This is a genomic window from Dermabacter sp. HFH0086, assembly GCF_000413375.1.
GTDB lineage: Bacteria > Actinomycetota > Actinomycetes > Actinomycetales > Dermabacteraceae > Dermabacter > Dermabacter hominis.
The window spans coordinates 494201-518633 of the sequence record NZ_KE340308.1 but is presented as its reverse complement, the minus strand read 5'-3'; the positions used below and the strand labels follow the sequence as shown (position 1 = coordinate 518633).

17 protein-coding genes and 1 pseudogene are annotated in these 24433 nt (G+C 61.6%); 12 read left to right on the top strand and 6 right to left on the bottom strand.

Annotation, left to right across the window (positions count from 1 at the left end; genetic code table 11):
• Positions 1–20 precede the first annotated feature (20 nt).
• Entirely contained in the window at positions 21–1748 is a 1728-nt protein-coding gene (locus tag HMPREF1484_RS02435) for a glycerol-3-phosphate dehydrogenase/oxidase (RefSeq protein WP_016663432.1), read from the top strand.
• Between the two features lie 71 nt (positions 1749–1819).
• Positions 1820–3370, top strand: coding sequence for a glycerol kinase GlpK (gene glpK, locus HMPREF1484_RS02430; RefSeq protein WP_016663431.1), 1551 nt, complete (start codon positions 1820–1822; stop codon positions 3368–3370).
• On the opposite strand, the gene HMPREF1484_RS02425 is transcribed toward glpK, so the two are convergent.
• Both HMPREF1484_RS02425 and HMPREF1484_RS02420 read right to left on the bottom strand, forming a co-directional pair.
• Entirely contained in the window at positions 3367–4506 is a 1140-nt protein-coding gene (locus HMPREF1484_RS02425; RefSeq protein ID WP_232049680.1) for a methyltransferase domain-containing protein, read from the bottom strand. The genes glpK and HMPREF1484_RS02425 overlap by 4 nt on opposite strands.
• Before the next feature lie 90 nt (positions 4507–4596).
• Positions 4597–5091 (bottom strand): hypothetical protein, encoded by a 495-nt coding sequence (locus tag HMPREF1484_RS02420; protein ID WP_016663429.1) that lies wholly within the window; start codon positions 5089–5091, stop codon positions 4597–4599.
• 92 nt (positions 5092–5183) lie between these two features.
• Between HMPREF1484_RS02420 and HMPREF1484_RS10790 the strand changes: the two genes are divergently transcribed.
• From HMPREF1484_RS10790 to HMPREF1484_RS02400, 3 genes are all read left to right on the top strand, one after another.
• Positions 5184–6047 carry a hypothetical protein gene (locus HMPREF1484_RS10790; RefSeq protein ID WP_016663428.1) on the top strand — a complete coding sequence of 288 codons (864 nt, stop codon included), beginning with the start codon at positions 5184–5186 and terminating at the stop codon, positions 6045–6047.
• 254 nt (positions 6048–6301) lie between these two features.
• Positions 6302–11860: a S8 family serine peptidase gene (locus tag HMPREF1484_RS02405; protein WP_016663427.1), complete on the top strand. Its 5559-nt coding sequence runs from the start codon at positions 6302–6304 to the stop codon at positions 11858–11860.
• A gap of 609 nt (positions 11861–12469) precedes the next feature.
• Positions 12470–13075: a hypothetical protein gene (locus tag HMPREF1484_RS02400; protein ID WP_016663426.1), complete on the top strand. Its 606-nt coding sequence runs from the start codon at positions 12470–12472 to the stop codon at positions 13073–13075.
• A gap of 109 nt (positions 13076–13184) precedes the next feature.
• Here the strand turns inward: HMPREF1484_RS02400 and HMPREF1484_RS02395 are convergent, their stop codons facing one another.
• The gene (locus tag HMPREF1484_RS02395; RefSeq protein WP_016663425.1) at positions 13185–14171 is read right to left on the bottom strand and encodes a DMT family transporter; all 987 of its coding nucleotides are present in this window, start codon (positions 14169–14171) and stop codon (positions 13185–13187) included.
• A gap of 94 nt (positions 14172–14265) precedes the next feature.
• Here HMPREF1484_RS02395 and HMPREF1484_RS02390 point away from each other — a divergent pair, with 94 nt between their 5' ends.
• The gene (locus HMPREF1484_RS02390; RefSeq protein WP_016663424.1) at positions 14266–14760 is read left to right on the top strand and encodes an NUDIX domain-containing protein; all 495 of its coding nucleotides are present in this window, start codon (positions 14266–14268) and stop codon (positions 14758–14760) included.
• A 98-nt stretch (positions 14761–14858) separates the two neighbouring features.
• Positions 14859–15869, top strand: coding sequence for an adenosine deaminase (gene add / locus HMPREF1484_RS02385; RefSeq protein WP_016663423.1), 1011 nt, complete (start codon positions 14859–14861; stop codon positions 15867–15869).
• A 220-nt stretch (positions 15870–16089) separates the two neighbouring features.
• Here add and HMPREF1484_RS11135 read toward each other — a convergent pair.
• Positions 16090–16800, bottom strand: a pseudogene (locus HMPREF1484_RS11135) (IS6 family transposase).
• On the opposite strand from HMPREF1484_RS11135, the gene HMPREF1484_RS02370 reads away from it, so the two are divergent.
• From HMPREF1484_RS02370 to HMPREF1484_RS10785, 3 genes are all read left to right on the top strand, one after another.
• Entirely contained in the window at positions 16799–20134 is a 3336-nt protein-coding gene (locus tag HMPREF1484_RS02370; protein WP_232049679.1) for a helicase-related protein, read from the top strand. The pseudogene HMPREF1484_RS11135 and the gene HMPREF1484_RS02370 sit on opposite strands and share 2 nt — an antisense overlap.
• Complete coding sequence (locus tag HMPREF1484_RS02365) at positions 20131–21252, top strand: type IIL restriction-modification enzyme MmeI (RefSeq protein WP_016663419.1); 1122 nt, start codon at positions 20131–20133, stop codon at positions 21250–21252. Before HMPREF1484_RS02370 ends, HMPREF1484_RS02365 begins: the two co-directional genes overlap by 4 nt.
• 579 nt (positions 21253–21831) lie before the next feature.
• Positions 21832–22215: a hypothetical protein gene (locus HMPREF1484_RS10785; RefSeq protein WP_016663416.1), complete on the top strand. Its 384-nt coding sequence runs from the start codon at positions 21832–21834 to the stop codon at positions 22213–22215.
• Here HMPREF1484_RS10785 and HMPREF1484_RS02350 read toward each other — a convergent pair.
• A complete protein-coding gene (locus tag HMPREF1484_RS02350) occupies positions 22209–22391 on the bottom strand; it encodes a hypothetical protein (protein ID WP_016663415.1) in 183 nt (60 codons plus the stop codon). The two genes, HMPREF1484_RS10785 and HMPREF1484_RS02350, sit on opposite strands and share 7 nt — an antisense overlap.
• Before the next feature lie 334 nt (positions 22392–22725).
• The gene (locus HMPREF1484_RS02345) at positions 22726–23352 is read right to left on the bottom strand and encodes a hypothetical protein (protein ID WP_016663414.1); all 627 of its coding nucleotides are present in this window, start codon (positions 23350–23352) and stop codon (positions 22726–22728) included.
• Between the two features lie 248 nt (positions 23353–23600).
• Between HMPREF1484_RS02345 and HMPREF1484_RS11645 the strand changes: the two genes are divergently transcribed.
• Entirely contained in the window at positions 23601–24149 is a 549-nt protein-coding gene (locus HMPREF1484_RS11645; protein WP_016663413.1) for a type I restriction-modification system subunit M, read from the top strand.
• 24 nt (positions 24150–24173) lie between these two features.
• Positions 24174–24377, top strand: coding sequence for an RHS domain-containing protein (locus tag HMPREF1484_RS11955; protein WP_084813909.1), 204 nt, complete (start codon positions 24174–24176; stop codon positions 24375–24377).
• Positions 24378–24433 lie beyond the last annotated feature (56 nt).

The window sequence follows — 24433 nt, the reverse complement described above, 5'->3', positions numbered from 1 at the left end:
ACACTCACGAAGGAAGTGTTATGTCCGCATCCGCCCGTTCCGCACTTAACTCCACCACTCGCGCCGCGCATCTCGAAAGGCTCGCCTCGACGAGCGCCGAAAAGCCACTCGATATCTTCATCGTTGGTGGTGGCGTGAACGGCGCTGGCGCCGCATTCGATGCCGCGACCCGCGGGCTTAGCGTCGGCGTTGTCGAAATGAACGACTGGGCGAGCGGCACGAGCTCGCGCTCGTCCAAGCTCATGCACGGCGGCCTCCGCTACCTGCAGATGCTCGACTTCACGCTCGTCGCCGAAGCCCTTCGCGAGCGCGACCTGCTCATCTCAAAGACTGCCCCGCACCTCGTGAAGCCCATCAGCTTCATGTTCCCCATGAAGAACGTTTTCGAGCGCGGGTTCATTGGCTCGGGCATCGCCCTCTACGACGCGATGCAGATCGGCCACCGCGAGGTCCCGATCCACAAGCACGTCTTTTCCAAGGGCCTCGCGAAGGATTTCGCGGGACTCGACCCCGAAAAGAACTCGGGGGCGATCGAGTTCTACGATTCCCGCATGGATGACGCGCGCTTCGTCGCGATGCTCGTGCGCTCCGCCGTGAACCTCGGCGCCGCCGCCGCGAACTACACGAAGGTCACGCGCTACCTCAAAGACGGTGGTCGCGTTGTGGGCGCTGCCATCACGGACCTCGAGACCGGCAACGAATACGAGGTGCACGCGCGCGAGGTCATTCTTGCCGGCGGCGTGTGGACCGGTGAAGAACAGGATCGCGCCGGCGCCGATTCAGGCCTTCAGGTGCTCGCCTCGAAAGGCATCCACATCACGGTGCCGCGCGAGGCGATCGAGGCGAAAGACAATACGGGCATCATCACGCAAACCGAGAAATCGGTGCTGTTCATCATCCCGTGGGACGAATACTGGCTGATCGGCACGACCGACACCCCGTGGAAAGAAGACGTCTCGGTGCCCACTGCGACGAGCAGCGACATCGACTACGTACTCGAAAAGGCCAACGACGTGCTTCGCCGCCCGCTCACGCGCGAGGACGTCATCGGCGTCTACGCAGGCTTGCGCCCCCTTCTTCAGCCCGTGAAAAAGTCCGACGGCGCCTCGACGAAGGTGTCGCGCGAACACACGGTGATGGAGGTCGAACCGGGCCTGAGCGCGATCGCCGGTGGCAAGTACACGACCTACCGCGTCATGGCCGAGGACGTCGTCGACTTCGCCCTTCGCGGGGATTCCGATGCCCCGAAGACCAAAACTCGCGACATCCCCGTCATCGGTGGCGCCGGCTACGAGGAGATGCGGGTGCGTGCAACCGCGCTCGCGGGGAAGTACGGAATCGACGAGGTGCGCCTCGAACGCTTGCTCTTCCGCTACGGCTCGTTGCTCGAGGACATTTTTGACCTCATGGACGAGAACCCCGAGCTCGCGACACCGCTCAAGGACGCGCCTCGCTACCTCCGTGCCGAAATCGTGTACGCCGCGCGCAGCGAGGGCGTGCTTCACCTCGCCGATGCCCTCATGCGCCGCACGCGTCTCGACTACGAGACGCGCGATCGTGGCGTGAGCGCTGCTCGCGAGGTCGCGGGGATCCTCGCGGACGAACTCGGCTGGGACGAGGCGCGGCGCGAGGCCGAGATCGAGGCCTACTCGACGTTCATTGCCGCGCGCCTCGAGGCGGAGCACACGACGAGCGATGCCGATGCCGCCGCCCTCCTCGAGAACGTGCGCGAAATCCCCGCACGCTGACCACCGCGCGTGAAAGCGCACCCACGATCAAGCGCGGGCAGCGGTGCCCGCGGGAGCCGAAAGGACCGCTCATGCCAGAGACCTCAGAGCAGAAATACATCCTCGCAGTCGACCAGGGCACAACCAGCTCACGCGCGATGGTGTTCGACCATGAAGGCCACGCGGTGTCGCAGGCCCAGCTCGAGCACAAGCAAATCTTCCCGCGCTCAGGGTGGGTCGAGCATGATCCGATGGAAATCTGGAGCAACACCCGTGAGGTCATCGCGCTCGCACTGAACAGGGCTGAAGTGAACCGGGATGACCTGGCAGCCGTCGGCATCACGAACCAGCGCGAGACCGCGGTCGTGTGGGATAAAAACACCGGCAAGCCCGTGTATAACGCGATCGTGTGGCAAGACACGCGCACGGCGCGAATCGTGCACGAGCTCGCGGGCGAGGAGGGCGTGAACCGATTCAAAGAGGTCACCGGCCTACCGCTCACGACGTATTTCGCGGGCCCGAAGGTCAAGTGGATTCTCGACCACGTCGAGAGCGCGCGCGAGAAAGCCGAGGCGGGCGATCTGCTCTTCGGCACGATCGACACGTGGCTTTTGTGGCACATGACGGGCGGAACGAAGGGCGGCGTGCACGTCACCGATGTCACGAATGCCTCGCGAACCCTCCTCATGAACGTGCACACGCTCGACTGGGACGAAGATATTGCGCGCGAGATGGGAATCCCCATGTCGATGCTGCCCGAGATCCGCTCGTCGTCCGAGGTATACGGGAAGGGCCGCAAGCGCGGCCTGCTCACGAATGTGCCGATCGCGGGCATCCTCGGCGACCAGCAGGCGGCGACGTTCGGCCAGGCATGCTTTGAGAAGGGCACCGCGAAGAACACGTACGGCACGGGTAACTTCCTCCTCGTGAACACCGGGAACGAGGCGCTTTCCTCGGATAACGGCCTGCTCACGACCGTGCTCTACAAGCTCGGCGACGCCGACCCGGTCTACGCCCTCGAGGGATCGGTCGCCGTGACCGGCTCGCTCGTGCAGTGGATCCGCGACAGCATCGGGCTTATCTCGAGCGCGAAAGAGGTCGAAGAACTCGCGACAAAGGTCGACGATTCGGGCGGCTGCTTCGTCGTGCCCGCGTTCTCGGGTCTGTTCGCCCCTTACTGGAAGGACGATGCTCGCGGGGCGATCGTGGGCCTCACCCGCTACGTCAACAAGCATCACATCGCGCGTGCCGTTCTCGAGGCCACGGCCTACCAGAGCGCCGAGCTAATCGACGCGATGAATGAGGATGCCAAGGTGCCGCTCAAGGAGCTGCGCGTTGACGGCGGCATGACCGTGAATGAGACCCTCATGCAGTTCCAGGCCGACATCCTCGGCGTGGACGTGATTCGCCCGAAGATCATCGAGACAACGGCGCTCGGTGCCGCCTATGCCGCCGGCCTCGCCGTTGGTTTCTGGGATTCGACCGACGACCTCGAGAAATACTGGGAAGAGGACATGCGCTGGAGCCCGTCGATGGACGACAAGACGCGCGAGCGCAGCATGCGATTGTGGCGCAAGGCAGTCGAGCGCACCTTCGACTGGGTCGATGAGGACGTCGAGGAAGCCTTCGATAACGAGGGCTAACGTTCCCCCGCAGTGGCGCGTGTCAGCAGTACGAGGGCCTCGTTGTGCGCGCTGTGCGGAAACATGTCTATGAGCCGTACGCGTGCGATGCGGTAGTTCGGCATGCGCGCGAGGTCCGCGGCGAGTGTTTCCGGGTTGCAGCTCGAATACGCGATGGTGTGAACCCCCGAGCTGTTGAGGACAGTGGCGAGTGCATCGCCGATGCCGCGCCTCGGTGGGTTGACGACGACCGCTTCGGGCAGGTTTGGCTGGTGCCTCGCCCACTCGGTTGCGTCAGCGGTGTCGAAGTGCGCGCGAACGCTTGGTTCGGGTGTGGTGAGGGGTCCGACGGCGCCCGCGAAACCGTGCCGCTTCGCCGAGCCACGTGCGCTTTCGATCGCCTCATTCGTGATTTCGATTCCCGTGACGTCCATGTGCGCGCCGCGGGCGCGGGCCTCGTGGGCGATGCTGAGGGCGAAGCCACCCACGCCGCAGTAGAGGTCCCACGCCGTGTGAGCGCCCGCGTCAAGAATCCACCGCGCGACCTGGGCATAGAGCTCGCTTGCGACGGCGGTGTTCGTTTGCGTGAAGGAGCGGGGGAGCACGTCGACGTCGATCCCTCCGAGCGGCATGCGCAGCTGCTTTTCGCCCGCGAGGTGAATCTCCTCGGCGCCCTCGAGGAGGGCCTCGTGCTCGGGGTGGATGTTAGCACTCACGACGCTCACGCGAGGGTCAAGGAGCGCGAGGTGTTCGCGGATCCTCTCGAGCGCCGAGGTGCTGCGCAGGACGAGGCGCACCATGGCTTCGGTCTGGGTGGCGGTGACGAGCACGTACTTGATCTCGCCGCGGCGTTTGTCGAGGTTGTAGGGCGGGACCTGGGCGCGGCGAATGAGCGCGCGGGCGCTTTCAAGCACGTCGGTGACGAGCGCGGGGTAGAGGGGGCAGTCGGCGAGATCGACGCCCTCATGCGTGCCCGGGAACGAGAAAACCGGAGCGTTAGCCGTGCCACGCACCATCATCTTCGCCTTCGTGCGAAACCCCCACGGTGCGCTCACGAGCGGCTCTTCCCACACGGTGGCGGGGGTCATCGCGTGGGCGAGAAGAGAGTGAAGACGGTCCCGTGCCTCACGTACCTGGGCATCGTGCGGGGTGCGCATGAGGCTGCACGATTCGCATTGCCCGGCAGAATAGTACTCGCAGATCCCGCTTTCGGGGTCGATTCGCGGGTGCGCGAAAGCGGACATCGGTTAGCCGATGACGTCGAGCTGGGCGTTATCTTTGCAAATGCTCGTGACGGAGTAGAGCGCGCCACCGAGTTCGAACTGGTCCCCGACCTGGAGGGGGCCGAACTGCTGCTTGCCGCCGCCCTGGTTGACCGTGAACGTCGCTTCCGAGGAGCCGCCGTTTTCCTTCCAGCCGTTGTACGTGAACGAGCCGTTGAAGCCTTCGAGCGCCGGATCGGGGGCGCCGTGCAGCGGGATCTTCACCATGCCCTCGTCGCTGCAGGAATCGCCGAGTTCCGAATGATCGAGGCCTCCGGCGGTGATCTCGGGTACGGGTGGCGCATCCCCGTCGCCTTCGGACTCATTGATCACGACGCTCGGGCCGCCACCGTCGCTCGCTGCCGCTGCGCGCGTCGCAGACGGGGAGGATTGCGGCTCATTGGGGGAGCCGCAGCCAGCAAGAGCGAGGGTGAGGCAGCCGCATGCTGCCAGTGCCCGCAGCGAGGTGGAAACACGCACGAATGTCCTCCTAGGGTGAAATGAGACGACCACCAGATTAACCGCATCGGCTCCGTGCGAGGTGGGCGTCTCACCGCGGTACGGTGGGGGACATGGCAGATTCACCGCGAGAAACTCCCCGCCTAGGTGCACCGAGCCCCGCGGCCCTCGCGGGGCGTACGCGCGTCAAACGCGAGGTGCGCCAGGTCGACTACGGCGCTCTCCCCGAGCTCGCGCGGCGCAGGGCGGCGGGCGAGGACCTCGCGGATCTCCTCGCTGAAGCCGAAAAACGGCGCGAAGAACAGCGCGAGGACCAGCGCGAGGCTAAGGCTGCCGCGAAGGCCGCGCGTGAAAAGGCGAATGAAGCGGAGAGTCTCGACATCGATCGAGGCTTCGGTGCGCCTCCCGCAGGTACCGTCGTCACGCTCAATCCCACCGACCCGCGGCCCTTCACCCGCCCGCTGACCGTTCACGAAGACGAAGTTCGCACGGTCTCGGGGGCGAGTTTCGCGCGCATCACTCACGACATCATCGTGCTCACCGTCGCTGACCCCGAGGACGCGTGGACGAGCGACAACGGCGCGAGCGACCACTTCCAGCGCGGCGACTGGACCGTGCAAGTCAGACGCGCCGACAACCACGTGATTGGCGCGTTTCCCACGGCCTACGCCCTCTCGGTTCGACCCGAGGAGGTGGACTCGTTCGACCCCGCGGATTTTGCGGGCCCGAGTAACCGCAAAAAGAAGGGCACGCGCCACCCCGGCGATCGCGCCGCGCTCAAACGCCGGCTCGAGGAGCATGGTTTCGTGGTCACCACTTCGGGAGCGACCCACGGCAAAATCACCCACCCCGATCTTCCGGGATTGTTCGCCCCATGGGCCTCGACCCCGAGCGACCGACGCCACCCGCAACTCGTGACGGCCCAGGTGAAACGGGTCTTTGGGATCGATATTCGCGAGGCACCGTCGGAACCCTGACCTCGGCTTGGGCGGGTTCTTGACCTCAGGCCAGCCCTCTCGTTCGCGGTCTAGAAAACTAACCCCAACGTTTGCGGCGGTGTTCGAGCCCATTCCGCCGCAAATGTTGGGTACAGATTCCCTGAACCCATTTTGTACACATTCTGAGATTCGGCTGCGTGTTGCGCGTTACATGCTTATGATCGACCGCAACCCTTAATTGGGCTGCGCGTCACATCCGTGGCGCGGGATCGTCACTACCGAAGAGGTGTCGGGTGGGAATCCCAGTACTCAAGCGCGCCGCCGCAGCATGCGTCGCAGCGCTCACGGCGCTCACGCTCGCAGCCGCGCCCGTGGCCGCACAGCCGCACGGCAACGAGCCCCCTAAGGACCCGGCGCACGTCGAGTCCAACTCCAGCAAAGACCGGGTCGCCGTCCTCGTGACTCTCAAGAGCCAGCCTGGCTCGCCTTCCAAAAACGGCGAAAGCCGGAACCTGCGCGAACAGATTCGCCTCATCAACTCGTGGAGCAAAACCTACGGCATCGAGGTCGACCGTCAGTTCGGCTTCCTCGTCAACGGCTTCTCGGCAACGATGCCCGCGGCCAACATGGCGAAGCTCCAGGCTGAACCGGCGGTCGACTCCGTGCGTCGCGAGCGCCAGTACGAGCGGACCGAATACGAGGCTCGCGAAATGCAGCAGGTCTCCAAAGCCTTCGATGACTATGGCGTTGACGGCTCCGGGATGGTCGTCGCCGTCATCGACTCGGGCGTCGACCCCACCCACGAAGACATGCGCATCGACGACGGCGTCGATACGAAAATCGACACGGTGAATCCGAACGGCAAGTTCACGAAGAAAATCCCCGAGGGCTACAACTACGCCGACGAAAACTACGAATTCTGGGATACAACGACGAGCCAGCACGGCATGCACGTCGCCGGAATCGTCGCCGCCAACGCCCCCGACGGCAAGAAAGGCGGGCTCGAGGGCGTCGCCCCGAACGCCCAGATCCTCTCGTTGAAGGTCTTCTCTAACGGCGCAAACCCCTACGCCTCCGACTCCGACCTCATCGCCGCAATCGAGGATGCCGTCAAACTTAAGGCCGACGTCATCAACCTCTCCCTCGGATCCACCAATGGCGTCAAGTGGGACTCCGACGGCTCGAACCTCGCCCTCAAGAAGGCTGAAGAGATGGGTGTACTCGCCGTCATCTCCTCCGGCAACGACGGGCTCAACTTTTCCGAAACGGGTGGAACCGACGACGCCCTCGGCAAGCTCGACGACGGCACCGTTGGCACCCCCGGCATCCAGGGCAATGCCCTTACGGTCGCTTCGGTTGACAACAACGTCGTCTCGACACCCCGCGGCTTCTACAACGACGGGGAAGACCATCCTTTCGGCTACCAGCTCCAGATCGGCGAAGCGACGAACAAGCCTTACGAGGTTGCTTTTCTCGGTCGAGGCAAGAAAGAGGACTACCCGGACGGCACCGATCTGAGCGGGAAGATCGCCCTCATCGAACGCGGCGAAATCTCCTTCACCGAGAAATTCCAGCGCGCGATGGACCACGGCGCAGCCGGCGTGCTCGTGTTCAACTCCCAAGAGGGCGGCGAAGCCTTCGCTGGGATGGCCGGCATCGAAGACTTCACGATCATCGGCGGTTCCCTCAAGCGCTCGACGGGCGTTGCCATTCGCGATGCGATCGCAAAGGCCGGCGATACGCCCGTGACGATCCGCCTCACAAACGAGATTGGTTCGGAGGCGAACCCCACCGCTGCTCAGGCCTCGACGTTCTCCTCGTGGGGCACGACCCCCAATCTCGAGTTTGAACCCGAGATCGCCGGCATTGGCGGAAGCGTCTACTCGACGCTCAACGACAACAAGTACGGCACGAAGTCCGGAACATCCATGGCGGCCCCGAATATCTCGGGCATGTCCGCGCTGCTCCTTGAGAACTACGCCGAACGCTACCCCGACCTCAGTGGGCCAGAGCGGCTTGCCCGTGCCCGCACGGCACTCATGAACACGGCGATTCCCGTGAAGAACGGCGAGCACGTTGCGCCGCCGCGTCAGGTCGGCGCAGGTCTCGCCCAGATGCACAACGCCCTCGATACGAACGTGTACGCGACCGTCGACGGCGAGCCGGCCGTCGAGCTCAAAGAGGTCAACTCCGTTCGCGAGTTCACGGTGAGTCTCACGAACCACTCGGGCGAGGCGGTCACCTACGACATCCCCGCGCAGACTGTGCTCAACGAAACGAATGCCAAGGGGGAAAAGACGACGAGCGTGGTCTCCCACGAGAGCCTGCAGGCGTCGGAAAAATCCGTGACCGTTCCCGCAAACGGCACCGCGAACGTGACCTTCACCCTCAAGCCCGACCTGAGCGCCGGAGACCACTTCATTGAGGGGTACGCGGTGCTTCACTCCGAAAACGCGCCCACCCTTTCCGTGCCGTACTTCGGTTTCGTTGGAGATTGGAATGCCGAACCCATCGTCGCTGAGCAGGGTCATGGTTGGGACGCCCTCGGCGTGAAGAGCGAGGTCACGGGTCTTTCCACGACACTCGATCTATTTGGCAGCCCATACCCGAGCACCCTGCCCGAGGGTGGTTGGCTCTCGCCGAATGGCGACGGTACGCGCGACGAAGCCAGCGCGGCGCTCGCCATGATGCGTAACGCCGCCGACGTCGAGTTCAATGTGCTCACGGAGGATGGGGAACCGCTCGTTGACCTCGGCGCCACGCACAGTGTTCCCCGCACCATCGCGGGCGACGTGCTCGAGGTCAAGAACAAACTCGCTCCCGAAGGCTCGACCCTCATCAATGGCGGCACATTCGACGGCCGCATGTGGGATCCGGCCAAGGGCGAATTCGTGAACGTCCCCGAAGGCCGCTACATCTACCGTGTGAAGTCGCGGCTCTCGGAAGACTTCGACTGGCAGACGGTCGATATGCCCTTCGGCATCGATGTCACGCCACCCGAAGTGAGCGTTGGCGAGCTTGAAAACGGCACCATCACGATCACGATCGACGACAAACTCTCGGGTGCCAACCCGTCCCTGTCCGTCATCGATGCCACGGGGGAGGGCCTCCCGGTCAAGGCCAACGGTGACGGTACCTACACCGTTACGGTCAAGGACGCCCAAGCCTCGAAGTACCTGTGGTTCATCGCTTCCGACAACGCCTACAACAAGGTGGAGTTCCGCAAGGTCCTCGTTGATGATGACCCGCTCGTGCTTCTCAACACGAAGACCTACAACGACCCCGAATTCGTGTTCGGAAATGCCTCCGACGCGTACGTGGACGGAAAGTTCCAGTTGAGCGGAACCGTGACGAGCCAGGTGGCAAAGGTCGAGGTCGAAGGCAAGAGCTACGACATCACGGGCGGCGGCTTCACGGCGCTCGTTGATGTGAAGCCCGATGCGGAAAACTCGATCACGGCCCGCGCCTTCAACGAGGCCGGCGAAGAGATCGATTCCGAAACCCTCACGTTCTACTACGATGCTCAACCGGCCTCGGTGGACATCTCTGCCTCGAACCTCGACGAGGACGGCCGCATCATCCCGAACGAGGACGGGTCGATCACGATCAAGGGCACCATCAAGGACCCCGAACCTTCCAACCCTGGCGCGAAGAAGGGCGGCCTGTGGGCCGGTGTGAACTGGGACTTCGTGGGTGCTGAACCCGATGGTTCGTTCGAGGTGACGACCTCCTCGGTGGAAGAAGAGGAACCGCTCTTCGTGCTTCAGGCAGGCGACAACGCCAACTTCACCTACCTCGTCGTGGAGATCTCGGGGCGCGTCAAAGGCTCCAAAGCCACCCCGACTCCCGAGTTTGAGAACCTCGAGTGCCTCCAGGGATTCGCGCTGTGCCTCGTGTCGCCCGAATCTGGCGACCTGAGTGAAGACGGCTCGACCTACACCCTGCGCGGCAAGGGCGGTCAGCCCGGCTCGACCGTGACCCTCACCCCCGGTGCGCGCGCCGAAGGCGAGCACATCGGTAGCCTCGAGCCCATCACGGCAACCGTCGGCGAGGACGGTACCTTCACCGCGAAGGTTCCCATCGCCACCGGAGAGAACCACTACGAATACGTCGTGACGAACCCCGAAGGCGAGGTGAAGGGTCGCCAGATCCTCAACATCTGGTTCGACGTCAACGCACCGACCGTGCGCTTCGACAGCCCGAACCTCGTGAACGGCACCCTCTTCACGAACAAGGACGAGGCAACGTTTGCGGGAACCGCGGAGGATGACGGTTGGGGCTATGGCCTCCGCGTCAATAACCAGCAAGCCGTGGACATCCACGTTCCGAACGCGATCGGCCCCGAGGCCAACCGCCGTGAATTCTCCGAGACGGTTGCGGTCGCCGATGGCGACACGATCCTCGTGACCTTCTCCGATTCGATCGGCAACACGAGGGTCGCCGCGATCCCCGTGATCGTTGACAAGGTCGCGCCCGAGGTGGCGATCGAGACCGTTGGCGATGGCGAGCGCATTACCGACGGCCGCACCCTCACCGTGAGCGCTACGGATCCGCATCTCGCGAGCCTCAATGCGCGCTTTGCTGGTGTGACGGCCGACGGCACTCTCTCGCGCGAATTCGTCAACGAGAGCGTCACGCTCGACACGGAAAAGGTGACCGTCGAGAACGTCCTCGTGGACGTCGACGAGATTGATCCTGGCAAGGACTCGGCGTCCCAGGCCGAATCCGTCGATGGTGGCGAGGCTCCCGCACACGAAGCGGCCACCTCGAGCTCGAGCGAAGACGTGACCGCAGAGGGCACGCTTGCTGTTCCCGACACGACGAGCCTGTCCGGCGAGCTCGACACATCGAGCCTTCCCGCGGGTCGCTACACCGTGACCGCGGCGAGCGCCGACCTCGCCGGCAACGAGCAGACCGGGGCGCGGACGTTCGACGTCGATGCGGAACCCGTGATCGAAGGCGAGGACGCGCTCTCCCTCACCGTGAACCGGAAGGACCTTGCGGACGATGAGGCGCTTGCCGAGCGCGTCCTCGAGGCTTACTCGGTTTCGGATGACGGTGCCGTGCTTGCCGATGGCACCGTGGCGAAGGGCGAGACGACGACCCTTGCCCTGCGCGAGGGCACGGTCCTCACTGCCGGCGAGAATTCCGTCGTGCTCGTCGCGACCGATGCCGCCGGACGCCAGGTGGTGCGGAGCGTCAAGGTCACGATCGACCTTGAGCAGGTGACCCTGCGCGCGGGTGACCTGAGCGCCACGTCGACCTTCCGCAGCGACGACTCGCTCACCGCTGACATCGCGAGCGACAACGGCGTGCACACGATCGCCGTGTCGAACGCGTTCGGCCCACTCGAGGCGACTTTCACGCTGCCCGTGCCCGAGGGTTCGGCGGTCATGCTCGTGCGCGAGGACGGCACCGAGGAGCCGATCGGCTCGACCTGGGCCGATGGCATGCTCACCTGGGTGGGCTCCTCGCAGGGGACGTATCGCGTGGTCGAGCCGGCCCGCACCGACGGCGGCGATGACGGCAAGGAAATCGTCGCCCCCGCGAAGCCCGGCCCGAAGGGCAGCTCGGGTGACTCCGGTGGCCGCGGCGATGCTTCCGCGAACCCCGAGAAGCCGGGCGGTTCGCCTTCGGCGACCTCGGGTTCCAGCGGTAGCGGTGAGGGCGAAGGTCCGACGGTTGCCGGCAGCCAGCGTGGCAAGAATCCAAGTCGCGGTAAGGCGAAGGGTGCTTCGGCCTTCATGCCGCGCACGGGTGCCGAAGTAGCAGGGCTCATGCTCGTTGGCGGAGCGCTCGTGGCTGCGGGCGCGATGCTGATGACGACGCGTCGGCGCGACCAGCGGCCATAGGGGCGGTTGACGCCTGTGACGAGGGGCCGCCTGCGAATCCGTTCGCGGGTGGCCCCTTGGCTTGCCTCGGCCCGCTCGGGGTCTCCTGTCGACCCGTGGCCCCTCGACCCACTCCTCTCCCGTCTAGGAAACTAACCCCAACATATGTGGTGGTTTGCGCTCGAATTCAGCCGCAAACGTTGGGTGCAGTTTTCGGCGACGAGTCATGCCCGTTTGGCGGCGAACCGTGCGAGGCTGGGCCGAGGTTGCTGGTACCCCACGGCGTCAGCGCATAAAGAGGGCGCCGGCTCGTCCCCACGAGCCGGCGCCGTATCCCTTTCCCCCGCGCTAGGGCCTGATGTACGGATCCTCTCCTCAAAGAATCGGTACGCCGCTAACGCGTGATTACATATAACCGCCTCTTTCTTCCCGGGCGCTGTGCTTGGCCTAGCAAATCGCTGGGAGCGCCGCGGCGTTCCTGCAAGGAGCGCTCGCGAGGTCAGCGTTTGTGCTGGTAGTGATGCATTTTGCCGAGCTAGAGTCTGGGAATCGTGGCTGAGGTCACGGTACGATTGCCGTGGTTCCTCACGAAACCTTTACACATGGCCTGGCGCCCCGAGGAGGATGCACGTGAATCAGCCCGTAAAACTTGACTGGCCCACTCCCACCACCGACGTCGACACCTCGAAAATGCGGGCGGCACTCGAGCGGCTTGCCGTCGCAGTTGCCTCCTCGAATGGCCTCGCTGAACCGATCGACCCCGAAGAATCCGGGGCCGATGTTCCCCCCGCCCTCAAAGATCTCGCCGATGAAATGGCGGGGGCACGCGTGGGGGAGGAGTTTGAGCTGAACCTTCTGGCCGAGGACCGCACGGATCTTGGCCCCTTCACGTTGCTGGGCGAGCCGACGTCGTACTATCCCCTCTTCGAGACCGTCGACGATGCCGTGATTCTCACGCTCAATGATGAGGGCATCCCGGGCGGCGTGTGGTGGATCGACGAGGAACTCGACATGCATCTGCTAGCGACGAGCCTCGATGAATACGTGGATACCGTTGCGCGCGCGATCGCTGCTCTCAGCCCCGAGGCAAGCGAACCGGCGGAGGATGTGTGGCGTGCGGTTGCGGCATCGAAGCGCTCGACGTTCACCGTTCTCGAATCGGTTGAGGATCTGTCCTCACACGTTGAATTCGCCCCCGATGGCCTCAGCGCGCGCCTCGTCGCGGATCAAGCGTGATCAGGTGAGGATTACCCGAACTTTTTCGCTCCCTTACAGTCTCGGGGCGCTTGCTTGATACCTCGATACTCACGCTGCGCGCCCCGGGATACGGCCGAAGGTGTGGGCGTCATTCAGGTCGTGGTGAGCGCAGGGGGATGTAGCCCGCGATGATGACGGCCGCGAGCAGGGTGAGCGCCGCCCCGATCACCGTGAGCGGGGAGAGGTGCACGCTCGGGTCGAGCGCATCGAGCATGACTGACCCGATGATTTGGCCCGCAATCGCCGCGCCGCTCAGGACGAGCACGCCCGTGTACCGCACGAGGGCGGCGGAGGCGGCAATGTAGGTGAGGCCGATCAGGCCACCGAGGTAGAGAACCGGATTGGTGGGAAACGCCCCACCCAGCGGGGTGAGCGCGAGGCTGACCGCCGCAGCTATGCCGAGCGCGAGTGAGCCGAGCGTGAAGTTTCCGAGCGCCGAAACGAGAAAACTTCCCGTGTTCGCCGTGACGATGCCGTTGGCTCCCGTTTGAAGGCCGACGCCTATTCCCGCGACGAACGGCAGGATCAGGTTGAGCCACGGCACGGCGTTCGTGAGCCCGGAGGCAAGCGCCAAGGCGACACTGGCGACCATGAGGGCTGAGCCGACAAGGCGCGAGGTGCTCAAGCGCCGCGGCTCACCGGGCCCGAAACCGACGCGGTCGAGAGCGGCCCCAGCGAGAGTTTGCCCCGCGACAACGCTCACGATGAACAGGGCGACCCCGAGCACCCCTACCGTGAGGGACTGCGTGAAAACAAGGAAGGCGCCGCCAAGGCCGCCGATCGCGTACCGCCAATCGAAGCGACCCGTCGCGATGTCGCGCGCGTAGTCCCGCGCCGCACGTCGCTCAGCGGGCAGAGACAGCACGATTACGCAAAGTCCAAGGCAGCCAATGCCGAAGCTCACGAAGGCCGCGAGATAGGGGCTCTCGAGCTGCCCCGCAAGATCGGCATTAATGCGGGACTGGAGAGCGGCGAGAACGCCCCCTGCCATGATGATGGCGATCGCCCACCACGGCGCGCGAGGTGTTGCGGCTCCCCCGTGGTGCTCATCTGCCACTTCTCTTTGCGTACTCATGCGCACCATTGTCTCGCGATTGTCTCGCGCAGAAACTCCCCGCAAAATAGGGCGCCCGGGTGGCGGGCAAGCGTCGGACCCCTACGATGGGGTTATGGAACTTGATCCCGGTTATTCGAACGTGCGCGTTGGCGTCAAGGCGATTATCGTGCGCGGAACCAGCGTGCTGTTCAACGAAAACATCGATGTTGACGGCAACCGCGTGTTCGTCCTGCCCGGCGGCGGGCAAGAACACGGCGAAAGCCAAGTGGAGGCGCTGAGGCGCGAATGCGAGGAGGAGGTCGGCGCGGCCGTGCGTGTGTACGACCTCGCGTGCACGTTCGATCTCATCAGCGCGAAGGTGGGCCGCCACCGCGACTCAGGGCAAGTGTTCCACCAGCAGAATCTTCTGTTCTGGTGCGACCTCGAACCGGGTAGCGAGCCGCGCATCGGGGAGGGCCACGACCCGCACCAGGTGGGCGTCAAGTGGATCGAGATCAACGACCTCCACACGGTCGACGTTCGACCGCGCGAGGTTGGCGAGTGGTTGCAGTCGGATCCGAGTATCCGCCCGCGCACGCTCGGCACGATCCGCGAGCAGTCACTTTAGAGGCTCGGGTCCGACGGTTGCCTGCGCTCCGTGGTGCAACAATGAAAAAAGGGTATTCCCGTAGAAGTATTTTTCTCGAACGATGATGAGGAGCAATCGTGGCTATTTCGCGAGATTTCGCCTACGGCATTCCCAAGGCTGAGCTTCACCTTCACCTCGAAGGCACTCTTGAGCCTGATCTCAAGCTCAAGCTTGCGAAGAAAAATGGGATCGATATTGGCCAGGAGAGCGTTGAGGAGGTCGAGGCCTCCTATCAATTCGATTCGTTGTCGTCGTTCCTCGCCGTGTACTACCCAGCGATGAACGTGCTTCAGGACGAGGACGATTTCTACGCGCTGGGCTCCGCGTATTTTGCGAGGGCGAAAGAGAATGGTGTTGTGCGTGCCGAATGTTTCTTTGACCCGCAGGCGCATACCACCAGGGGGGTTGAACTCGGGGCCGTGATCCGCGGCTACTATCGCGCCGTCGAGGAGGCCCGTGAGAATGGCCTGAGCGCGGATCTCATCCTGTGCTTCCTTCGCGACATGTCGGCGGATTCGGCACTTGAGACCCTTCGTGCGGCGCTTCCGTACAAGGATATGTTCGTGGGCGTGGGGCTCGATTCGGATGAGCGCGACAATCCACCGCAGAAGTTTGCCGAGGCGTTTGACCTCGCACGTGAGAACGGCCTTCGCGTGACAATGCACTGCGATATCGACCAGGTCGGTTCGATCGACAACATCCGTACCGCGCTCACGAAGCTTGGTGCCGAGCGTCTCGATCACGGCACGAGCATCATTGAGGACCCCGAGCTCGTGAAGCTTGTGGTGGAGAAGGGGATTGGCCTGACGAGCTGCCCCATGTCGAACTCCTTCGTGACGGAAGAGATGAAGGGCAAGGAAATTGTCGAGCTGCTTGGCCGCGGGGTGAAGGTTTCGATCAACTCCGACGACCCGGCGTACTTCGGCGGCTACATCGCGGATAACTTCCTTACGCTTGCGGAAAAGGAAAGCCTCACGAAGGAACAGGTTGCACAGCTCGCGCGGAACTCGATCGAGATTTCGTGGGCCGAGGAGTCAGAGCGGTTGGCGATGCTTGATTCGCTCGAGGAGTTCCTCGCCGCACACTGAGTGCAAGAAGCTGCACACCTCCGGAGCCTCACATTCGAGGAAGTCACCGGGCGCCGTTGCGTTCCAGGTGCGAAGAATGCTCTCGATTCGATTAGATAGTGCATCCACACTCGAGCCATGAAGACGATTTCAGTGGCCGAATGGTGCTGTTGCAAAGTTGGGCGGAGAGCAGCGAAGACTCAGTTTCTCATTCCCTGATGGCCGCTGCGTGTGGGCGTTGTTAGGCCGTCTCGAAGACCCGGTTGACGATCACCGCGTCCGGGTTCGGTTGCCCGTAGGCAAACATCGCGCCTTGCCCTTTCCGCAATGAGCGCATCGCCTCCATCCCTTTCAACGTTCGATATGCAGATGTCCGGTTCTTAAACGCGCCTTTCGGCCCGAGGATCCGCTTCAGCCGACCGTGGTCGCCTTCCAGGATGTTGTTGAGGTATTTCACCTGCCGGTGTTCCACTGTTGGCGGGCAGATTCCCACTGACTTCAACTCGGCGACTGCCCTGGCTAGGGAGGGTGCTTTATCGGTGTTGATCACTCTGGGATACCCGGCTGACGCATTGGATCTGAGGGCCTTGGCCAGGAAACGCTTCGCGGCGGCCACATTCCGCTTCGGAGAGAGGAAAAAGTCCAGGGTCTGGCCACCGGCGGTGATCGCCCGATAGAGGTAGCATCACCTGCCGCCGACCCGGATATAGGTCTCATCCACCCGCCAGGAACTGGACTGCCAGTCAGGTACCTGTCGGTACCACCGTGCTTGCTAGTCCAGCTCAGGAGCGTATTTCTGGGCCCAGCGGTAAATCGTGGTGTGATCGACCGGCACGGCCCGCTCGGTCATCATTTCCTCCAGATCGCGGTAGCTCACCCCGTAGCGGCAGTACCACCGCACTGCCCACAGAATGATGTTACGGGGGAAATGACGACCGGAGAAGATACCCATGGCTGGGATTTTTTCACGTCGCTTTTCCTACTGCCCCAACTTTGCAACAGCACCCTTCGGCATAATTGTTTGCATGGGACGGATTTTCGACAACATCGATCACCAGCTAGGACCTCACCTGCAAAAAACCCTGCGAGAGAGCGATCGAATGGATGTAGCCGTGGGCTACTTCAACCTGCGCGGTTGGTCTGTTTTCAACGGGATCGTGGAGCAAATGGCGCAGTCGAAGACTCTTCCAGTTGCGCGAATCTTGATCGGCATGGTGACGGGCGGACCGCAGGAGGAGGCGCTGGAGTCCCTTCAGTCAATGGTCGACGGGAAAGATCGACTAGACGCGGATCGAGCGGCCTCTCAAGCGCGCAGGGCAGCATTGCTCGAGCAGCTACGTGTACAGCTGATGCGGGGTCTTCCTACTTCGACTGATCGCGTAACCTTGCAGTCTCTTCGATCCTTGCTGGCGCAAGGTGCGATCCAGGTCAAGGTATTCACCCGCAGGCCTCTTCACGGCAAGGCCTATATCTTTCATCGGCAGTCCGTAAACACGTCCATTGGCGGTTTCGTTGGCTCATCGAACTTGACGTGGCCCGGGCTCATGTCGAATCTCGAGCTGAACGTGGACGTTTTCGACCATACGAGCGCCCATGATTTAGCTAAGTGGTTCGAGGATCGATGGAATGATCCGTTCTCCCGTGAGGTGAGCGAGGATCTTCTTGCGTTGCTCGATGAATCATGGGCAACTCCGAATCCCCGACCACCGTATGACGTTTTTATGAAGGTTTGCTACGAGCTTTCACGAGACGTGCGTGAAGGCTTGGGGGAGTATTCCATTCCTCCAGAGATTTCGAACAAGCTCCTGGATTATCAGACGACGGCTGTGCGAACGTTGGCTCGAAGAGTTGTCACGCGCGGCGGAACAATGCTCGGCGATGTTGTGGGCTTAGGTAAGACTTTAACGGCAATCGCGGTTGCGCTGATGCTGCGTGATGAGCACGGATATATGCCGCTTGTGGTGTGCCCGAAGAACCTCGTTCGGATGTGGGAAGAGCACTTCGAAGCCTACGGTCTTCATGGCGCGGTCGTTCCCTACTCGATGGCGCACAAGATACTCCCTGACCTACGCCGCTATCTGTTTGTCATCGTGGATGAGTCCCACACACTGCGCAATAACCAACGCCGCGACTACACCGCTTTGTCTGACTACATTCGTCGCAATGAGTCGAAGGTTCTTGCTTTGACGGCAACGCCATACAACATCGAGTTCTCCGATGTAGCGAACCAGTTGGCACTGTGGATTGACGAGGATGACGATCTTTCGATTGCTCCCACGAACGCTATTGCCGCAGACAGCAAGCTTGTGGATCAAGTCGATGGGAAGGTCACCACGCTTGCTGCATTCCGTAAGTCAGAAGATCCTGACGACTGGAAACGCCTGATGAGCGAAAACCTCGTTCGCCGCACCAGATCCTTCATCCGCCAAAACTACTCGCGGAAAGACGACAGCGGACGAGAATACGTGGAGTTCCCCAATGGTGAATCGTTCACGTTCCCTACGCGTAAGGCGATCCCGCTGCGGCACGACTTTGGCGAAGACGACCCGGCCACGATTTTGGCTGACGATGACACTCTCGCCGTAATCGAGAACCTAAGTCTGCCTCGCTACAACCTCAGCTCGTACCTCAACCACCGTGCTCGAAAAGACCCACTCTTCAAAGACTGGGCAGAAGGCGTTGATCGCGGCCGCGGACACGTTGCTGGCTTCGTAAAAACCATGCTCTATAAGCGGCTCTCTTCTGGCGGGCACGCATTCCTGCTGTCCCTCACCCGCCATCTCGCCCGCAACGAACTGTTTGTGTACGCGCTCGAGAACGATCTTGACGTGCCGGCTGGCACCATCAATGACCTTGACATGCTTAGCGACGAAGACACCCTCGAAAGCGGTCTCGACCTAACGGCAGCCGACGCAGCTACTCGATACCAGGTACTCAAAGCTAACGCTCCACGTGACATTACGTGGGTGCCCGCCTCTCATTTCAATGCCCAGTTCGCGACAGATCTGCGGGCAGACACGGAGGCCCTACGTGCACTACTGACAAAGGTAGGCGTATGGGATCCGAACAGGGACTCGAAACTTGCCGCCCTCATTGAATTAGTGAGCGTGAAACACCCGAATGAGAAAGTCTTGGTGTTCACGGAATACAAGGACACCGCCGACTATCTCGGAGCCCAGCTGGCCCAGGCAGGAGTAGGCGCTGTGGCAGCTGTGACCGGGGCGACCGATGACCCGACACGAATGGCAGAAAGATTCTCACCCCGATCCAACGCACTGCCCGGTGCCGATCCCGTCGTTGCGCCCGAGGACGAAACCCGCATCCTTATCGCCACCGACGTTCTCTCGGAGGGCCAGAACCTGCAAGACGCCCATATTGTTGTCAACTATGACCTGCCCTGGGCGATCATCCGACTCATTCAACGCGCTGGCCGCGTCGACCGCATCGGGCAAATCTCGCCCGAAGTTCTGATCTACTCCATATTCCACGAGAGCATCGAAAACGTCATCTCCCTACGTCAACGAATCGCTCAACGACTCTCGCGTAACGCAGCCGTCTTCGGTTCAGACGAAAACTTTTTCGGCTCTGAAAACGAAACCCGAATGCTCAACGACCTCTACAACGGATCGCTCGATGATGAAGAGAGCACGGAAGACGTGGATGCATCATCGCTGGCATATGAGTACTGGCATGCTCTCGAGCAGCGCGACCCGGCAGAAGCGCAGCGAATCGCAGCGCTACCGGATCTCATTGATGCCACACGACGCAAGCGAATCAGTGACAGTAGTGAAGGCCTGACGTGCTTCGTGCGCACCGCCAGCGGCATCGACGGGTTCGGATTCATTGACCCCAGCGGAACTACTAAAGTTCTCACTGGACACGAGACACTCGCCCTGTTCGAAGCCTCACCTGAAGAGCCAGGCCTCGACCCACGAGAAGATCACGAACACCTCGTTACAACCCTCGTGCGAAAAGACCTCTCCACCCCGGCCGCCATCGCTGGACGACTACGTGGAGTCCGTAAGACTGTATGGAACCGGCTCGGAGCAACACTGAACTTCTCCACCTTCGACCGCGACACCCAGGCGGCACTCGAATCCCTTTATCAACACCCACTAACCCGCGAGGCAGAGCGCCGCCTACGCCAAGCAATCCGCCAAGGCGTCGACGACAACTCCCTCGCCGCCCGAGTCGTTTCACTACACCGCGACAACGAACTTGTATTTGAATCCGGAACCGCCTCTGATGCCATCCGCATCGTCTCCACCATGGGAATCACGCAATGACGCACACACTTCTTAACCTTGTAGATCGCAACGATTTTCGCCGCCTCTTCATCGAACACCTCGGGTGGGAAAACCCCACACTGCCACCCGTAACACTCTCAATAGAGGACAACACCTACACCCTCACGCAAGTTGCCGGGTTTAGTGGCTTGCGCGTCTGGTACTGCAATGAGCTTCCCCCGCGCCGTATCCAGCGCCTTATCGACCAAGAACTCTCACGAGAAAGCCACGAACGCCTCGTCATCTTCGGAAACGACACCCACCAAGAGTGGCGGTGGCCCCGCCGCGCCGAAACAGGCGGCACACACGCAAAACTCATCGCCCACACGCATGCCATTGGCCAGCCCGACTCCCACCTCGAGAGCCAACTTGAGGTCATTCGGATTGGCTTCGATGAAGACCCCACACTGCCAGAAATTCTCACGCGCATGCGCGAAGCGTTCGACTACGAGGCGGCCGAATCAGCCGTTGCCGCTGCGAAGCTCATGGCGGAACTGTATGTGCACCTTGATTCGACCGGCTTCGACGAACACCACGCTTCCATGTTTCTCGTGCGCACTCTCTTTTGCCTCTACGCCGACGACTCTGACCTCTGGCAGCGCGACCTCTTCACCAGGTATATCGAGGAACGCACCAACGAAGACGGCAGTGATCTTGGCGAAAAACTCGCAGACCTCTACCAAGCACTCAATCAGCCTAGGGAGGAGCGGCCAAGCCAGGATGACGAACTCATCCAAGCATTCCCATACGTCAATGGCAGCGTCTTCGGTGAAGCAACCGAAACTCCCGCCTTTACGGAGCAGTCGCGAAAGCTACTCCTCAAAGCCACCTATTTCAACTGGGCCGAAATCTCTCCTGCTATTTTCGGGTCGCTCTTCCAGGCGGTCAAAGATAAACGTGCGCGCCGCGAATTTGGCGCCCACTACACAACAGAAGAGAACATCCTCAAAGCAATTCGCCCACTGTTTCTCGATGACCTCGAAGAGTCTTTCGCCAAGGCGTACGACAGCAAGAAAGCGCTGGAAGCGTTGCTCAAGAAACTAGGTGACCTCAACATCCTCGAAACTTTCATAGCACGAGGGATACAAACGCGCGCGAACTGCGATTTAGCTGCCTGACTGGTTCAACTAGCGAGGAGGCTATTCACGTGCTGTTGTCATTGCCCTCTCATGGGGACGGCTTCGATCTTGCCCGCCAGAATAGCGAGCCAGACAAAACACAAAACGGAAAAGGCTCTCCAGGGGTAACCGCCCATGACAATCGCTCGAGAAATCTTGCGCTTTAAGGGCAGCCACCTAATCTCTGAGCGGTTATATTCTTGTAAACACAAGTACGGCAAACCGTTTTCATCACAAGGGAAGCCCTATCATGGCGAGTGCGCTCACAGGACCAATCGCGGCCTTCAACGAGAGCCTTACATCCATTTTCTTCCAATTCATCGAGGAAAGTGTCTGGAATGTGGGCTCCTGGTCGGGGCCGCTCATTGACGGATTTGTGGCCCCAAAGATCACCCCATGACAAGTCAATGCCACCTTCGGGGATCCCGAAGCAACCGGTTGCGGGAGCCTGTGGACGCGGACGCCGTCTTGGAGTGCGAGGACCTCCACGGCGACCTGCGCACCGCCCCCGGCCGCCGAGATCTCGCAGTATGACGTCGAGATGATGGAGGACACCGCCATCCGCGGTCACTAGACACCATGAACTACGAGTTCCACGATTTCGAGACGCTCGTCGAGATTCCGGGCGAGTGGCAGGTCCGCCTCATCCTCTCCGATGACCTCGATGCGGCTTACGTTCCCCTGTCACCGGAGATGACGGCGCGCATCGCTGAGGCTCTCGAAGAGGCACCGGAGTGGTTGGCGGTAGCACGGGAGCGGATCCGGGAGGAATTTCCGGACGGTGAGGTACCTGAGCTGACCAGCGTGTGCGTGCTGTCCGAACCCCTGGAACGCTGGCGCTTCGGGGTGTCCTTCTGGCTGGCGGAGGATCGTGAGCACGGTCGGGGCCTGCAGTTCGCCGCCACCGAGACCGAGGGTTACACCGTCGTGGAGTACGGGGGCGCCGAGGTGGCCTTCTACTGATCCCCGCACACCGCTTCGTGCTCGACTTGCCCGGGGTGTTCGAGCTGGATCGTCGAGTGCTCGATGCGCAGTTCCCGCGGCGCCTGCTGCGCCGCCCCGAGAATTCCGCACTCCTCTGCCGGCACACGCTCCTGATCGACGACGGGGTAGGTGTCAGCATCCTCAAGAAAAACCATGGGGGCCAGAATCCCACAAAAATCCCACAAGAGATATGACAGCCACGACAATGGTGGCCCTCATGGCACTAACGACGTGGACCTGACCAGCGCAAACACAAAACCCCAGCAGGCAGCCAGCCGACCCAGCGCAACCGGACGCCACCGACAACGCTGACGGCACCGATAACGCAAGCACCCCATCGGACGCTGGTGGAACCGATAACGCAGGCACCGCATCGGAGGCTGGGGGAGCGTTGGCCCGCACGGGGGCTGAGGTTGTGCCAGCCGCGTTGGCGGCCGTGACTGTTGTGGCGGGTATGGCGTTGTTGATGGTGATGCGCCGCCGACGTGCCTAAGGCGTCTTGAGGTGAGCCTCGTCGTTCCCTTTCTTGCGAGGGGAGGCGCTCGTGGATGTGGTTTTCATTTTCGCGAGGAAGCCGCGCAGCGTGATGAGTACGCCGTAGATGACGGAATACAGAACCAGGCGGTAGAGGAACGTGAGGAAGTCGTTGATGTCGCGGAGCTCGTTGCCCTCTGCATCCACGATGATGTTGTCGGGGGTGACGGCTGTTTCGCCTTGGGTGGGGTGCTCGATGATGACGCTAGCGGAGAGGTATTCGCCCTCGTTGAGGAACAGTGCCTCAAACGGCGCGTTGTAGATCGGGTTGCCAGGGACGTCCGCGATCGCGCTGACGATGGCCCCGACTATGAACAGGAGGGTACCGAACACGGTCCACCCCTTGCTTGGGAGGAGCAGTATGAGGAAGATCCCGAGGAGAATCCCTGATGCGACCCACGGCACTTCCGACATCACTACGACCAGGAGCATGAACAGTTGCATCCCTAGGGAGAACAGCCCGAAGATCAGGAGTAATCCGAGGACGACGAAGATAATTCGGATCTGAGGCGGGACCTTCTTGAGAAGCCTGCGAGCCATCGGAGTTTTCGAAGTATTCGGTGCTTCTGGTGAGGTTGTCACAGCGACGTCCTTTATCTTCGGTGCAGTTCCACCGCTTTCGCTGGTGGAACTGCAGGAACCTGACGCTAAGGTTAAGGAAGTATCTTTTGAAATCACGTTAGCCGCCCATGGTGAACTGGTCAGCGACCGTCGGTGAACGGCAGGTAAACCCGGGAATTGGTGGCGGATTGCGCAACTTGACGGCCGGGTTTATACGCCTTTGTAGCGCCGAAGCGGTGAGCCGCAGTCTGAGAAGTAGACTCCCAAGAATGGTTGCCACTCCCGTGAAGGAATTTGAGGACACTCTGTGGAAGGCTGCGGACAAGCTGCGCGGCTCCATGGATGATTCCCAGTACAAGGACATCGTCTTGGGCCTTGTCTTCCTCAAGTATGTGACTGATGCTTTTGATGACGCCCGCCGCCTAGAGCTTGAAGCCGAAATGCAGGCGGAGGGCGCCTCTGCTGAGGGCAAGCGGGGAGGGGAGTTCTACACTCCTCGTTCTTTGGTGCGCACCCTCGCGGAGATTCTGGAACCGACCGAGGGGCGCGTGTACGAAACTTTCATTGGTTCAGGAGCATTCATTTTGCCCGCTGTCGAACGTCTACTTAAATCGACAGCGCCCCATAGTGCCTCGTGCGATGAACTGCGTGACTCCGTGTTCGGAATAGATTTGCAGACGGATCACGTGGTCATAGACGATGATTGGGAAGGTTTAACCATTGTTTCAGAAGAGCGAAGCGGTCAGCAGCTGGGCAAACATGCGGCCAATCCGGGACGTGACTTGCAGAACGCACCGGCCATGGCCTTGAATGTGTAGTATCTCTACAAAGATGGTCAATTTGTGCCCTTGGCACAATACATTAATAGCAGTGATGCACAAGCGGAACTACTCGGCTCACGGAAGTGGCAGGCCGAGTTAGCACAAGAAATTCCAGCAGCATCGAAACTTTATCATTATGTGTGCGATCACCTCGGTACCCCACAACTGTTGATGAACCTAGGTCAGGAAGTAGTGTGGGAGTCCAAAGCTAAGGCATGGGGGTGAAACCCGTGTCATGAGCCGGTCTGCCGCTGACGAGCAGGTGAAGAATAATCATCGTT

Coding starts and splice junctions, on each gene's coding strand:
- HMPREF1484_RS02435 (WP_016663432.1), top strand. CDS start 21: ATGTCCGCATCCGCCCGTTCCGCACTTAACTCCACCACTCGCGCCGCG.
- glpK (WP_016663431.1), top strand. CDS start 1,820: ATGCCAGAGACCTCAGAGCAGAAATACATCCTCGCAGTCGACCAGGGC.
- HMPREF1484_RS02425 (WP_232049680.1), bottom strand. CDS start 4,506: ATGCGCACCCCGCACGATGCCCAGGTACGTGAGGCACGGGACCGTCTT.
- HMPREF1484_RS10790 (WP_016663428.1), top strand. CDS start 5,184: ATGGCAGATTCACCGCGAGAAACTCCCCGCCTAGGTGCACCGAGCCCC.
- HMPREF1484_RS02395 (WP_016663425.1), bottom strand. CDS start 14,171: ATGAGTACGCAAAGAGAAGTGGCAGATGAGCACCACGGGGGAGCCGCA.
- HMPREF1484_RS02390 (WP_016663424.1), top strand. CDS start 14,266: ATGGAACTTGATCCCGGTTATTCGAACGTGCGCGTTGGCGTCAAGGCG.
- HMPREF1484_RS02370 (WP_232049679.1), top strand. CDS start 16,799: ATGGCTGGGATTTTTTCACGTCGCTTTTCCTACTGCCCCAACTTTGCA.
- HMPREF1484_RS02365 (WP_016663419.1), top strand. CDS start 20,131: ATGACGCACACACTTCTTAACCTTGTAGATCGCAACGATTTTCGCCGC.
- HMPREF1484_RS10785 (WP_016663416.1), top strand. CDS start 21,832: ATGAACTACGAGTTCCACGATTTCGAGACGCTCGTCGAGATTCCGGGC.
- HMPREF1484_RS02350 (WP_016663415.1), bottom strand. CDS start 22,391: ATGGTTTTTCTTGAGGATGCTGACACCTACCCCGTCGTCGATCAGGAG.
- HMPREF1484_RS11645 (WP_016663413.1), top strand. CDS start 23,601: ATGGTTGCCACTCCCGTGAAGGAATTTGAGGACACTCTGTGGAAGGCT.